At 64.0% G+C, this 13,935-nt stretch carries 7 protein-coding genes; 3 read left to right on the top strand and 4 right to left on the bottom strand.

Going from position 1 to position 13,935, the window contains the following annotated elements:
* Positions 1 to 210 precede the first annotated feature (210 nt).
* Positions 211 to 1,581, top strand: a complete 1,371-nt coding sequence (locus tag THIDRDRAFT_RS02515) for a glycosyltransferase WbsX family protein (protein ID WP_007039220.1) — start codon at positions 211 to 213, stop codon at positions 1,579 to 1,581.
* On the opposite strand, the gene THIDRDRAFT_RS02510 is transcribed toward THIDRDRAFT_RS02515, so the two are convergent.
* Both THIDRDRAFT_RS02510 and THIDRDRAFT_RS24355 read right to left on the bottom strand, forming a co-directional pair.
* Positions 1,545 to 2,900: a glycosyltransferase gene (locus THIDRDRAFT_RS02510; protein ID WP_007039219.1), complete on the bottom strand. Its 1,356-nt coding sequence runs from the start codon at positions 2,898 to 2,900 to the stop codon at positions 1,545 to 1,547. The genes THIDRDRAFT_RS02515 and THIDRDRAFT_RS02510 overlap by 37 nt on opposite strands.
* A gap of 59 nt (positions 2,901 to 2,959) precedes the next feature.
* Positions 2,960 to 6,823 carry a glycoside hydrolase family 99-like domain-containing protein gene (locus THIDRDRAFT_RS24355; protein ID WP_007039218.1) on the bottom strand — a complete coding sequence of 1,288 codons (3,864 nt, stop codon included), beginning with the start codon at positions 6,821 to 6,823 and terminating at the stop codon, positions 2,960 to 2,962.
* 509 nt (positions 6,824 to 7,332) lie between these two features.
* Here THIDRDRAFT_RS24355 and THIDRDRAFT_RS23515 point away from each other — a divergent pair.
* A complete protein-coding gene (locus tag THIDRDRAFT_RS23515; protein ID WP_007039217.1) occupies positions 7,333 to 9,558 on the top strand; it encodes a glycosyltransferase in 2,226 nt (741 codons plus the stop codon).
* A gap of 43 nt (positions 9,559 to 9,601) precedes the next feature.
* Here the strand turns inward: THIDRDRAFT_RS23515 and THIDRDRAFT_RS02495 are convergent, their stop codons facing one another.
* On the bottom strand, positions 9,602 to 12,151 hold the full coding sequence (locus THIDRDRAFT_RS02495) for a DNA topoisomerase 3 (RefSeq protein ID WP_007039216.1): 2,550 nt from the start codon (positions 12,149 to 12,151) through the stop codon (positions 9,602 to 9,604).
* A gap of 22 nt (positions 12,152 to 12,173) precedes the next feature.
* Positions 12,174 to 12,497, bottom strand: coding sequence for a sel1 repeat family protein (locus THIDRDRAFT_RS02490; RefSeq protein ID WP_040843738.1), 324 nt, complete (start codon positions 12,495 to 12,497; stop codon positions 12,174 to 12,176).
* Positions 12,498 to 12,697: 200 nt separating this feature from the next.
* On the opposite strand from THIDRDRAFT_RS02490, the gene THIDRDRAFT_RS02485 reads away from it, so the two are divergent.
* Positions 12,698 to 13,909: a DUF1015 domain-containing protein gene (locus tag THIDRDRAFT_RS02485; RefSeq protein WP_007039214.1), complete on the top strand. Its 1,212-nt coding sequence runs from the start codon at positions 12,698 to 12,700 to the stop codon at positions 13,907 to 13,909.
* Positions 13,910 to 13,935: the final 26 nt, after the last annotated feature.

Genomic DNA, 13,935 nt, shown 5'->3' with positions numbered 1-13,935 from the left:
CGAAGAACGCATCCGAGACACCCCTCATGAAGCCAAGCCCAGAAAAACTCGGCCCACAGGCGGTTTCCAATCAAGGCCGACAGGCGGTTTTCTGATAGGCTGCGCACTATACCGTCTTGCCTCCCGTAACGCGATGACAACCAGGATAGGTGTCATCCCCCGCACAGCGGAATACGGGGGATGCGGCCAACAGAATCCACTGAGGGGAACATGATCGTCGATCTGTTGCGTCCACTATGGCGTCTTCTGCCGCTCGATATCCCGATGCGGCAGCGCATCCAGCAACAGCTCTTTCGTGCCGCCCCCTTTTTTTTCAGGTCGCACCCTGGGCTCAAGGCCTATCGCCATACACAGCGCGGCGCGCTCCAATCGATCAGGGCGCGCCTGATCGGTGGTTGTCAGGAGGAGCGCAGGGTCGAACTGCTCGACGCCGAGCCACCGGTCGATCCACCAGCGCGGCTCATCGCCTTCTATCTGCCTCAGTTCCACCCCATCGCGGAGAACGACGCCTGGTGGGGCAAGGGCTTCACCGAATGGACCAACGTGGTCCGAGGACGCCCCCAGTTCCCCGGACACTACCAGCCCCATCTGCCGGACGAACTCGGTTTCTACGACCTGCGGGTCCCCGAGGTCATGGAGCGACAGGTCGAGCTGGCCAGACTCTACGGCATCGGCGGCTTCGCCTTTTATCACTACTGGTTCAACGGCCGGCGTCTGCTCGAACGTCCGATCGAGTCCTATCTACGGAGCAGTATCGATCTCCCATTCTGCATCTGCTGGGCGAACGAAAGCTGGAGCCGACGCTGGGACGGACGGGCCAACGAGATCCTGATCGCTCAGGAGCACACGCCCGAGGACGACATCGCCTTCATTGCCGCCACCGCCGACTATCTGCGCGACCCCAGATACATCCGTGTCCAGGGGCGGCCGCTGCTGCTGATCTACCGGCCCGAACTCTTCCCCAACCCGATCGAGACTGCGGAGCGTTGGCGGGAATGGTGTCTGCGCAACGGCGTGGGCGATCTCTATCTGGCCTACACCCAATCGTTCGAATCGGTCGATCCGGCACGCTACGGATTCGACGCCGCCATCGAGTTCCCGCCCAACAACTCGCACCCGGTCGCCATCACCCGGCGAATCGAGCGCCGCAACCGCGACTTCAGAGGCATGATCTACGACTGGACGGTCTACTTGGAGCAAAGCCGTCATTACGGTCCCTGCGACTACCCTCTCTTTCGCGGCGTAAATCCGTCCTGGGACAACGAGGCCCGCCGCCCTGGGCGCGGGGCCGTCTTCCTGGGATCCAGTCCCGCCGGTTACCGCGAATGGCTGGAGAACGCCATCCATGACACGGTGAAGCGTTTCGAGGAACCGAGCGAGCGGCTCGTCTTCATCAATGCCTGGAACGAATGGGCCGAGGGCGCCCACCTGGAGCCCGACCAGCGACATGGCTATGCCTATCTCCAGGCGACCCGCGATGCGCTGGAGCGCACGGCCCAGAATGTCGCCGAGACAAGATCCGGCTCAGGCATCCGTCTGGACGCTCAGATCAAGTCGAGCACTCCCAGCCGCGCCGCATAACGCCGACCGACGGCGGCGGCGCTGTTGAATTCTCGGATAGAGCACGCCCCCGCGCCCGCGATTCGCTCCGCGAACGCCCGATCCGAAACCAGACGCCGCATGTACCAGCTCGCCTGATCGACATCGGCCTCGGCCCAGATCTGGCCCTCGCCGTGCGGATACTCCCCCTCGCCGACCGCGACCAAGGTGTGGTCGACCACACAGGCGTTCAGCTCGTTGCAGAAATCGAGGTTGCCCGAATAGCCGGTGACGATGACCGGCTTGCCGTAATACATGGCCTCGGCCGGTCCGCGCCCGAATCCCTCCGAGCGATGCAGCGACACGAAGGCGTCGCACCTGCTCATCAAGCCCCGAATCTCCAGATCGCTCAGGACCTGGTCGATGACCCAAACACCAGGACGCCGAATCGACGCCTGCTCCAGAAAGTCGCGATAGTCGTCGGGTCGCAGCTGTCCGCCGTTGAGCTTGATCACCAGACCGACGCCATCGCGTTCGGCCTCGGGGAAGGCGCGCTCGAATGCCTCGATCGCCGCCCAGGGATTCTTGCGCGCGACGAACGAGCTGAAGTCGAAGAAGAAGAGGAACAGGAAGCGATCCTCGGGAAGACCGAAATGGGATCGGGGCATATCGCTCGGCTCGGGATCCACCACCAGTGGCATGCGGATGACCGGACGTCCGGTCTTCTCGGCGACTGCCTGCTGAATGAAACGCGAGGGTGCCCAGATCTCGTCGACCAGATCGAGTGCCGGCGACCAGGCATCCGGGAACCGACTCAGCTCCCAGGCCCAGTAGCCGATACGATAACCGGCGTCGAAGAACTCCGACCCCAGATGATTGCGGGCCGGGATCATCTCGTCGGCATTGAGTACAAAGAGACTGGCGCGATGGTGCGCCGTGCGGCTCAGACGATCGAAATGGGCAAAGCGCGCGAGCCGAGGGCGATTCTCCTCGCCGGCATCGAAGGTGTTGCGGATATGGAAAGGGATGCCGGTCGCAGCCAAGGCGTTCGCTGCCATACGCACGTCCTCCCCGCGCCCCGAGATCAGATAGGGATGCCCCACGAGCAATACACCCGGCGGCTGTTGCAGCCAGACAGGGTCGCGCGGCGGCGTCTCGCTCAGCAGCGGAACCGGGCTCTCGGGCACCGAGCTGGCTGGAGGCGCTTCGACTCCGGGACGCGCACCAAGGCGCCGCAACAGCGCGCCCGCACCGCGCTCGCGCGCGAAGCGCCAGACCGCCTTGACCAGCGGACGCAGACCGCCGTGACGACGACGCGCATCGCGGATGCGGGAGACCAATGAGGGAATGGATCGAGTCACTTCTTTACCTCAGGGATGCCAAGCAACGGATTTTCGATACCTGCTCGATGAACGTCGGGTCAACCTCTGGGTCTCGGGGCGACGACGGCATCGAGCGCGCGCCGAGTCGCTTCGAGATACGCGTTGCCGAACTGGCTATCGGGCTCCAGATGATTGCCCTCGGCCCACTCGTTCCAGGCGTTGACGAAGACCAGACGCTCGTCGCCGAACTTGAGATCGCGCGTCTCGGCGATGACTCGGGTCAACCAGGATTCGTAGATCTCGGGCGAGGCGCCGAGGAAGATGTCGCCTGCGTCCTGGCGACGCGCCGTATTGTCCCAACCCGGCATGACGCCCCGGAAGACCTTGCGATCGAGATAATTCAGCTCGGCGAAGGTGCGGGCCGTGGCGGCATAGTCGTAGAAGCGCCCCTGAAAATCCGGGTTGAACATACCCTCTGGATTCACGGTCTGCACCGAGCGACCGTGCGGCGGAAATTCGACCGCCGCCTCGAAACCGGCCGGCGCGGCCTCGCCCTCGCGGAAACTGTGGACACAGGCCAAATAAGGCTCGGGCAGACCGGCACGAACGCATTCCTCGCGCCAGCGATCGGTGGTCGCGCGCGAATCGGGCAGCAGACTGGCGCGGTAGACGAGGAGCAGCGGCCGTCCGCCGATGCGGATATAGCGCGGATCGGATAGCGTCGGGAAGAGCGCGCGGATGAAATCGACGTCGTCCTCGGGCGAATACTGCTGTTCCATGAGCAGATCCTGCTCGCGCCCGTCCCAGCGCCGCGACCAGTTTTCGTTCGCCCAGCAGACGCAGAAGGGGAAGTCCGGCTCGCCGCTCGCCACCACCTCGTCGAGAGGACGGTGCAGCAGTCGCCGACCGTTGAACCAGTAGTAGTAATAGCAGAAGCCGTGGATGCCGTGCTCGCGCGCCAGTTCGGCCTGTCTGCGACGCGTCTCGGCGAGCCGCAGGTCGTAGAAGCCCAGTTCGCCCGGCAGATGCGGCTGATAGTGCCCCGCAAAGTTGGGACGGGCACGGGTGACGTTGGTCCACTCGGTGAAGCCCCTGCCCCACCAGGCATCGTTCTCCGGGATCGGATGGAATTGGGGCAGATAGAAGGCGATGAGCCGCACCTGGTCCAACTCGGACAGTTGCTCGTGCCATTTGTCGACGAACTTGGCGCGATTGGCCTCGATCCGGGCCAACTTGTCGCCAGCGGCCCCGGTGGTGACGCTCAGATGGTGGACGACCTCGGAGGCCGGCTGATAGAGGATACGGCGTCCGAGTCCGCGCACCTGGAAGGCCAGGTCGGCGTCCTCGAAATAGGCCGGCGCATAGCGGTCGTCGAAGCCGCCGACACGCTCGAACAGGTCGCGGTCGATCATGAAAGAGGCGCCGGAGCAATAATCGACCTCGCGCGGCTGGTTGAACTCGGGCGCTGACGGATCGCCGTTCAGCCCCACCAGCCGAGCCGAGCCGTCCGATTTCATGCTGACACCCGCCTCCTGCAGATGGCCGCTCGGATAGAGCAGCTTGGATCCCGTCATGCCGATACTGGAATCGGCGAAGGGTTCCAACAACCGATCCAACCAACCCGGACGCACCTGGGTGTCGTTGTTGAGGAACAGCAAGTAACGGCCACGAGCGGTCATGGCCGCCTTGTTGCAGGAACGCAGAAATCCGAGATTGGTCTCGTTCTCGATCAGCCGGATCCCGCGCACCGCGCGCAGCAGTGCGCGGGTCTCCGGGTCCGAGCCGTCGTCGATCAGGATCAGCTCGAAGGCGACGAGCGGCGGATACTGAACGATCGAGCTGAGACACTCCAGGGTGTAGGCCGGCTGCTTGAAGACCGGCATCACCACCGAGACCCGGGGCGACTCGGAGGTCGGCAGGACCAGTGTCTCGGCACTGGACATCAGGCGTTTCGGCGAGAGACGCAGAATGGACAGCAGGCTCGCATTGAAGGGCGTGCCGCTCTCGAAGGGAGGAACGCGCGGCGTCTCCTCAGAGACCGCCTGCGGCCGCGACACGACCTGGGACAGGGCGGGCGTCAGATGCCGACGCACGGCCAGCGGCAGGACGCCGCGATAGATCAGACGCGCCAGGCGCAACCCCGACCGATAGACAGCACCCACCCAGCACCGTGTCGCACCGATCGCCCGCCGCAACGCCCGGACTGGAACGGTCAGACGCCAGGAGGTGGAGGCATGGAGCTCGTCGAGCCGCTGTCGCAGCAGATCGCGCTCGATCGACACCTCGCCGATTCGCTGCTCGTAGTGACACTGACGTTCAGCGAAATGGGCCTGCATCTCGTCGCGGACCCGGGTCTCGGCCGTCAGAAGCTGCGCCTCCAGAACCTGCTTGCGCTCGTGCAGTCGTCCCAGCTGATCGTTGGACTCGGCCAGGCGCGCATTCAGCGTTCGATTGTAGTCGCCGAGCTGGTCCCTCTGGCCTTCGGTCAGACGCACCTGGCGCTGCATCACGGCGATGCCCTGGGCCGAGCGCGCCCGCTCGACCACCCGCATCCATTCATCGTCGGTCCAATGGCGGCGCCATTTGGCAAAGAAGCGCGCAAGCCCCGATTCAACCTCCGCCTGGGCGGCCGAGACACCGAACCCGGTTCCGGCGGCCAACCGATAGACGGCGGACAGACTCGGCTCATGCAGCATGGGGGTGAGACGGCAGACCTGCACCCAGAAGTCCCAGTCCTCGTAGACATCCAGATCCTCGTCGAAGCGGCAGCCCTCCTCGAACAGCGAGCGATGGAAGAGCACCGCGTGGATGGGGACGAAGTTGTCGACCAACAGACGATTCGCGTCGAAGGGATCGTTGAAGAGATGACTCTCCTCCCAGCCATCGCCATCGGGCCGCACGCAACGCACGCCGGAATAGGCCGCCCGTTCGGGAACCCCATCCAACCGCCGCGCCAGCAAGGACAGATGCTCGGGCAGCCACCAGTCGTCGTCGTCGAGGAAGGCGAGATAGGTTCCACGGGCCTCGCTCAGCCCCAGATTGGCGGCACGACTGCGGTGCAGGGCCTCACCCGTGCGCGCCAGTCGCAGCTCGGCCGCACCAACCCGCTCGGGGAGCCTCAAGGGCGCCCCTGCATTGGCCTGAACCACCACGACCTCCAGATTCGGATAGGTCTGGACCGCAATCGCATTGAGCGCGTCGGCCAGCTCAGGCCGCCCGGTGGTGCGCACGATGATCGAAATCAGAGGCGGCGACAGCGGCTGTTCCAAGGCATCTGGACCGGACAGGACCGAGACCAGCGGAGCGATCGGCCCGCCCGGCCGCAAGGCCCGCAGCTCCTCGCCCTCGATGAGGCGATAGCCCTCGACATCGGCGCCATCCGCCAACCGTTTGCGATAGTTCTCGCGCGCCCGAACGAGATCCATCTGTCGCGCGCGATCGCCAGCGCCGTCGAGTGCGTCGCGGGCCGAAGCGATGGCGTCGACGAAGGACCCGATCTCCAGCAAGCGATTGGGCCTCAGCTCGGCCTCCAGCTCGAAATAGACCAGCCGGCACTCATGCCCGCAGCGACGCACCGCCTCAGTGACGGCGAGCGACAGCTGACGCGCCGCGAAGGCGGGTTCGGCAGGCGAGCACACGTAAACGAACTCGGCCCCAATATCTTGGATCCGCTCCCGGATGCGCTTGATGAGCGTCTCGGAGTAGAAGATCGCCTCATGGGACAGGCCCAGAAGCCGAGGAAGACCCGTTCCGAGCACACCTAGAGCGCCGCCCCTTTCCACGCCCGCAGTCCCGGACTCGGCAGCAAGAACCGAAACCGCGTCGCCCTGCCCCATATGGGCAAGAATGGCGCCAGCGCATCCGATGGTCTCCTCTCCGAGACATCGCACTACGACCAATGCCCGACCCGCCCCGATGCGTTCGACTCTCGATGGCGGTTCCATGGCGTACTCACTGTGCATTGTTCAACCAATCATCTCGTTATAGGTCCCGCGCACGGATTGCAGCAGGTTTTCTGATACCCTTCGCGCGATGGCGAACCTTTCGCTCCAACCCGCGAGTGCTCGCGAACGCCCCACGAACGGTTTGCCATTCGCCTCACAACGAACGAAGGAACCAAGGGCCAGGCACTATACCATGTGCCTTTGATAGGAATTTTGGTGTTCTAAAGCCGAACAATGCGACAGCCTGGTGTCTCATGCATCGCCCTCGAGCGCCGACTACGCCAGCCCATACCGGATTCGCCACCGAAATGAAAGGTTTTGGATTGTCAGCATGCGGATTGTCTCGATCTATTCATCTTCACGGCTCTCCGGCCAGTGAAAGACCATGACGCGCATCCACTTTCAGATAAACCATCCCAAACCGCCAGCCATGACCAACATGGATCAATCGTCTAATTTTTCGCATCGACGGGCTTGCGCGAACCGAATGGCCCTATCGCCCTGAATCCATCCGTATGAATCAGTCCATGAACTCAGTCTTTGGAAGACATGGCGGCATTGCGCGCATAACCCGACGCGCCTGGCGCATTCTACCGCTCGCCTTCCCCGCCAAGCAGCGACTCAGGCGTTTCATTCTCGATCGGATGGCGGATGGCTATCGACTCTTTCATCGCAACAATCAGATCGCATTTCAGCCAACAACACGCCATCTATCCAATGCAGCCGAATTCACGCCCAAGGTCACCATCGCAGTTCCCAATTACAATCATGCCTCTTTCTTGCGCCGGCGACTGGATAGCATCTATCGCCAGACCTATCGTCACTTCCAGGTCATTCTCCTCGACGACGCCTCCACCGACGATAGCCTGACCATTCTGAACGAATACGCCGAGCGCTATCCGAAGATCACCACCAGGATCTTCAATAGAATCAATTCTGGAAGCGTCTTTCGCCAATGGAAGCGTGCGATCGAAACGGCCGACACGGACCTCATCTGGATCGCCGAAAGCGACGACTATTGCGAACCCGACTTCCTGGAGACCCTGATCCCCTATTTCATGGACGACGCGGTCAAGCTAGCCTACGCCCATTCCGTCTTCGTCACCGAAAATGGAACCCCCCACGACTTCCGCTTCGACGACTATCTCGACGAACTTTCGCGAACCCGCTGGAAATTCAACTACGTGGAGACGGCACATCGCGAGGTCGCCGATTTCCTCGGACGCAAGAACAGCATTCCGAACGTCAGCTCTGCGGTATTTCGAAAATTCGATCTCAATGGAATGCTCGCGGAAAACGACTGGCTAGCCATGCGGGTCTGCGGGGACTGGATCTTCTATCTCCATGCCATTCGCGGGGGGAAGGTCGCCTATTCGGCCGACGTGCGGAACTACTATCGCTTCCACACCGGCAATTCGTCGGCGCGCACCTACGACACGCCCGCCTATTACGAAGAGCATGCCCAGGTCGCACACGAAATCGCGCGTCTCTATAAGGTACCCCGGGAAACACTGGAGGCGCATCACGCCTACATCGAACGCTTCTTTGCCCAGCAGGCGAAGACGCTCGCCGCCCAGGGAAAGGAACTGCGCCATTTCTATGACCTCAAGGAGGTGTGGACCGCCGCTAGCAGGCGGCTGCCCAACGTTCTGATCGCCGCATTCGCCTTCGCCTCCGGCGGCGGGGAGATCTTCCCGATTCGACTCGCCAATGCACTGGCGGATCGGGGATACGCGGTCACCTTCTTCGACTTCCGGGGCGAGCCCCCGAACGCGCTGGTTCGTGAGATGCTCGGACCAGGCATTCCCGTCGTCGAATTGAGCAACCGCTTTCTGGAGAGTGAGGACATCGTCGAGGCATTCGGGATCGAGGTGGTTCACACCCACCATGCGATCGTCGATCAGTTCTTCGTGTCGCAGAAGCGTCCCGGCGACTCTGCGGCGCACGTCGTCACCATGCACGGCATGTATGACCTCATGCAACCCAACATGTTCGAGAACGCGCTCGATGGCCTAGACTCAGAGGTCGCGGCCTGGGTCTATATCTCGAACAAGAACGTCGCGCCCTTCAGGACGCGGGGTTTCTATCGAAACGACCGCTTCTTCAAGATTCCCAACGGCATGGCCGTGCCAGAGATTCGGCCCGTCTCTCGCCGCGCGCTCGGCATCGACGAGGCGGCGTTCGTTCTCTGTGTCGCGAGTCGAGCCATCCCCGAGAAGGGCTGGCACGAGTCCATCCAGGCCGTGACCGAGGCGCGCTCCATCTCCGGTCGGGATATCCATCTGCTGCTGCTCGGCGACGGCCCGCTCCACGACAGCCTCCGGCATGAGTCACTGCCCGAGTTCGTGCATCTGTTGGGATTCGTCAAAAACGCCGTGGACTACTATGCCTCGGCCGACGCCGGACTGCTCCTGACGACCTTCGGAGGCGAGAGCTTTCCGCTGACCCTGATCGAATGTCTCATGACCGGACGCCCCATGATCGCAAGCGACATCGGCGAGATCGCCGAGATGCTCACCGACGAACAGGGCGAAGTCGCCGGAGCGCTGGTCGACATCTCGGATGGACGGATTCCCGTCGGCGCAACCGCGCGCCAGATCGCCGCGTTGGCCAGCGACGACGCACTCCAGGCGCGCAAGCGCGCCATCGCACTGAAGATCCGTCCGCGCTTCGATCTCGACCGCGTGATCCAGATGTACGCAGAGGTTTACCGTCAGGCGCTCGCGACCGTGCAGAGTCGAGCGAGCGTCTGAAACGCCGGTGCAGCCCAGGGCGAGGTCGTCCGGAGCTCATCCCTCAGGGCACCCGATCCGCAACCGGTTCGACCAGGGTCCCCCACTGCTCATCGAGCTTCAGCCGCACCATGCGGTGACCGCCAACCTCCGCGTCACACGGCAGGACAATCGGCGCCGTCTCGCCACGAGAGACCAGTTCACGCAGCATAGGCTCGGACAGCACCAGATCCTCGATCCGTTTCCAGACCACGAAGTCGCAGCCCTCGCGATAGCGATTGCATCCATAGCCGCGTCGCCCCTCGATGATCTGGCCCTGGCCACATTTGGGACAGAGCAAGGGATGCCGACGCAGATCTGGCGCGGTCGGCCCGGACTCGGCCGCCACCCCCGAGAGATCGTGCGCGGCGTCGGGGACGGCCGACTTCGCGGTTTCGAAGTCCATGACCACCTTGCCAGTGCCGTCGAGACGCAGCACGGCGGCAAAAGATCGTCCGGCCTTGGAACGAAACCCATCGATCCGATCCGTAAAGCCGCGCTCGATCAGGGCGCGCGCCTGGTCCTCGGACAGGGTCACGCCCGCCACCTGCCGCCAGATGGTGAAGCCGCAGCCCGAGCGATAGCGGCTGCAGCCATAGGCACGCGCGCTCTCGGTGATTTCGCCTTGCTTGCAGATCGGGCACGAGCCCAACCCGGCCGAGCGCGACTGAGCAGTCTTGACGCCGCCCTTTGCGCCGCGACGACCTCCACGCTGGCGCGACGGTATCCCCTGACGCACCGCATCCCTCTGTTCCGGACTCAGCGCCGGCCCCTGACCGATCGCCGGAACCAGTTCGCGCACGAAGGACTCGATGTCGCGGCCGAAGTCGCTCGCCGCCTCCCGGCCCAACTCGATCTCCTTGAGGCGCCGCTCCCATTCGGCGGTCAGCTCGGGACTGCGCAACTGGGCGGCGATCAGGGGCATCAGCGCCTGGCCCTTGGGCGTGGCGCGGATCTGTTTGCGCTGGCGCTCCACATAGCCGGCACGGATGAGCTTCTCGATGGTCTCGGCTCGGGTCGCCGGGGTTCCCAGACCGGAGTCCGCCATGACCGAGGCCAGTGCGTCGTCCTCGATCGTCCGCCCGGCGTTCTTCATCGATACCAGCAGGGTAGCGTCATCGAACGGCTTCGGCGGCTTGGTCTCCTTCTCGACCACCTCCAAACCGCGTACGCGTAGCACCTGCCCGGGCTCCAGCGGCGGAAGGGGGGCCTTGGTCCCGTCCACCTTGGAGTCGCCCTCCGCCGACTTGGTCCGCGTGTGACGCTCCGGTCTCAGTTCCGCCCGCTTCCATCCCGGATCCAGGACCAGCGAGCCGCGCGCGAGAAAGGTCGCATCGCCAATGAGAATCTCGACCCGAGTCTCCTCCACCTGCTGATCGGGCAGGAAGACCGCGACGAAACGGGTCGCGACCAGATCGTAGATCCGCCGCAGGTGCGCCGGCAGGGTCGCGGGCGGCACCCTGCCGGTCGGCAGGATGGCGTGATGATCGGTCAGTTTGGTGCGATCCACATAGGCCTTGCCAAGCTGATGGCCCGATTCCAGCCGCTGGAGCGCCTCGGCGGCCAGCGGGTGCTCCAGATTGCGCAGGATTCCGGGCAACTGCGGCAGCATGTCCTCCGAGATATGACGGCTCTCGGTGCGCGGATAGCTGATGAGCTTGTGGGTCTCGTAGAGCGATTGGGCGTGCTCCAGGACCTGGGCGGCAGTTAAACCGAAGCGGCGGTTGGCGTCGCGCTGTAGATTGGTCAGGTCATAGAGCGGCGGCGGACGGTTGCGCCGGACCTTCTTCTCGACCTTGCTGACGGTCCCGGTCTCGTGCGGGCTCAGCTCGCGCAGCAGTCGCTCGGCCCGTTCCTTCTCGTCAATTCGGGTCTCGCCCTGTTCGGCATAGCGGGCATCGAAACCCTCGGCGAAATGGGCGACCAGTTCGTAGAAATAGGCCTTGGTGAAGCTGGCAATCTCGGCGTCGCGCGCCACGATCATGGCCAGGGTCGGGGTCTGGACTCGACCGATGGTACAGAGCACCCGGTTGTGCACCGTGTAGGCACGGGTCAGGTTCATGCCCACGAGCCAGTCCGCCTGGGCGCGGGCACGCGCGGCGGCGGCGAGCGGATCGAATGCTGAACCCGGCTGGAGCCCCGCGAACCCGGCGCGGATCGCCTCGTCGGTCAGGCTGGAGACCCAGAGCCGGTCGAACGGCTTGCGACAGCGCGCATGCTCGTAGATGAGCCGGAAGATATGCTCGCCCTCGCGCCCGGCATCGGTCGCGCAGACGATGCGCTCGGTCTCGGGTGCATTGATCAGCGATTTGACCAGTTTGAAATGTTTGGCCGTCGACGTGCCGACCTTCAGCCTCCAGCGCTCCGGGATCATCGGCAGCTGATCCAGCGACCAGCGTCCGGACCAGACATCGCCATAGGCATCCGGCTCGGCGAACTGGATCAGATGGCCCAAGGCCCAGGTCACCCGATAGCCGTTGCCTTCGAGGAACCCATCGCCCTTGCGACTGGCACCGAGGACCCGCGCGATGTCGCGGGCGACGCTGGGCTTCTCGGCCACAACGAGTTTGGTCATACGCTCCCCATCGATCTAGCCCTCAATGCCGCCGATCGGACGACAGCATCCCCAAGGTGCCTGCCGCTCGCAACCGCTTGGCCACGGCATATTCCTCATCGCTCATCTGGCTGCCGACGATCTCGCGCAGCCGCACGGCATCCCGATCGCCGCGCTCGATCGCCAGGGACAGCCAGTAGTGCGCCTGAGCCAGATCGACGCTCACCCCACGTCCCTCGGCGCAGATCAGCCCCATGGCGTAGAGTGCATCCAGCTCGCCGCGCTCGGCCGCTGCACGGATGGTCTCGACCTTGGACGGATCGTTACGCAATAGGATCAGATCCTTCAGATAGCTGTTGTCGCTCATCAGGGAAACCGGGAACTCGATGGGGGTAAATGGGGACAGTATAGGGTCAATGGATAGCGTTACTGGGTTTCGCACGGTTTCGGCCTTGCTGCTACCATGAATGCGCTCGGCGCCCCTGCCGAAACCGGCACTCCCGTGCCCCGTAAGCTCCACGACAGCACTCAGCCCAGTCCGCAGCCACCCACCCAGCGAGACCGCTCATGTCACTGATTACACCCTTCGCCGGCCTGAGACCCGCACCCGAACATGCCGCCGAGGTTGCCGCCCCGCCCTACGACGTCATGAGCACGCCCGAGGCACGACGCATGGTAGAGGGCCGACCCTGGAGCTTCCTGCACATCTCGCGCGCCGAGGTGGACCTGCCCGAGGGCACGGATCCCTATGCGCCCGAGGTCTACGCCAAGGCCCGCGAGAATCTCGACCGCATGCTCGACGCCGGAGTGCTCATGCGCGACACGGTGCCCTGCTATTCCGTCTATCGGCTCACCATGGGTGAGCATCGCCAGATCGGACTGGTCGCCTCGGCTTCGGTCGCCGCCTACGACGCCGGACGCATCAAGAGGCACGAGTTCACCCGCCCGGCCAAGGAGGACGACCGGGTGCGTCAGATCGAGGCACTGTCGGCACAGACCGGACCGGTTTTTCTCGTCTATCGGGCGACGTCGGTCATCGACGACCTGCTCGCCGAGGTCGGGGCCACCCGGCCCGAGGTGGATGTCACCGCCACCGATGGGGTACGTCACGAGCTCTGGACCCTGACCGACCCGGCACGCATCGCACAACTGACCGAGGCCTTCGAGGCGCTCGACGCGCTCTACATCGCCGACGGCCACCACCGCTCGGCCGCCGCCGCACGCGTCGCCGCATCACGCTCCTCGGACACGGGCTTTTTGTCGGTCATCTTCCCGCACGATCAGATGCGGATCCTGGACTACAACCGCGTGATCCGCGATCTCAACGGACAGGGGCCGGAAGACCTCCTGGAGCGGCTCGCCGCGAGCTTCCAGGTCGAGCCGAGCGCCGAGCCGGTCAAACCGGCCCGACCTGGCGAATTCGGCCTGTACATGGACAGCCGCTGGTATCGTCTGACGCTCGACCCGAACCTGATCCCAAGCGACGACCCGGTCGCTCGACTCGACGTCAGCCTGCTGCAGAACCATCTGATCGGCCCCATGCTCGGCATCCAGGATCCGCGACGCGACGACCGCATCGAATTCGTCGGTGGGATCCGAGGACTGGGCGAGCTGGTCAAACGCGTCGATTCGGGCGAAATGGCGATCGCACTTGCGCTCCACCCAACCAGCATGGACGACCTCATGGCGGTGGCCGATGCGGGCCATGTGATGCCGCCCAAATCCACCTGGTTCGAGCCCAAGCTCGCGGACGGACTGGTTAGCCTCGTTCTGGACTGAACCGCCCCTTTCGCACACGGACAAGG

The sequence above is a fragment of the Thiorhodococcus drewsii AZ1 genome (genome assembly GCF_000224065.1).
GTDB lineage: Bacteria > Pseudomonadota > Gammaproteobacteria > Chromatiales > Chromatiaceae > Imhoffiella > Imhoffiella drewsii.
This window is presented reverse-complemented; position numbering and strand designations above follow the sequence as displayed.

Coding starts and splice junctions, on each gene's coding strand:
- THIDRDRAFT_RS02495 (WP_007039216.1), bottom strand. CDS start 12,151: ATGACCAAACTCGTTGTGGCCGAGAAGCCCAGCGTCGCCCGCGACATC.
- THIDRDRAFT_RS02490 (WP_040843738.1), bottom strand. CDS start 12,497: ATGAGCGACAACAGCTATCTGAAGGATCTGATCCTATTGCGTAACGAT.
- THIDRDRAFT_RS02485 (WP_007039214.1), top strand. CDS start 12,698: ATGTCACTGATTACACCCTTCGCCGGCCTGAGACCCGCACCCGAACAT.
- THIDRDRAFT_RS23515 (WP_007039217.1), top strand. CDS start 7,333: ATGAACTCAGTCTTTGGAAGACATGGCGGCATTGCGCGCATAACCCGA.
- THIDRDRAFT_RS24355 (WP_007039218.1), bottom strand. CDS start 6,823: ATGCACAGTGAGTACGCCATGGAACCGCCATCGAGAGTCGAACGCATC.
- THIDRDRAFT_RS02515 (WP_007039220.1), top strand. CDS start 211: ATGATCGTCGATCTGTTGCGTCCACTATGGCGTCTTCTGCCGCTCGAT.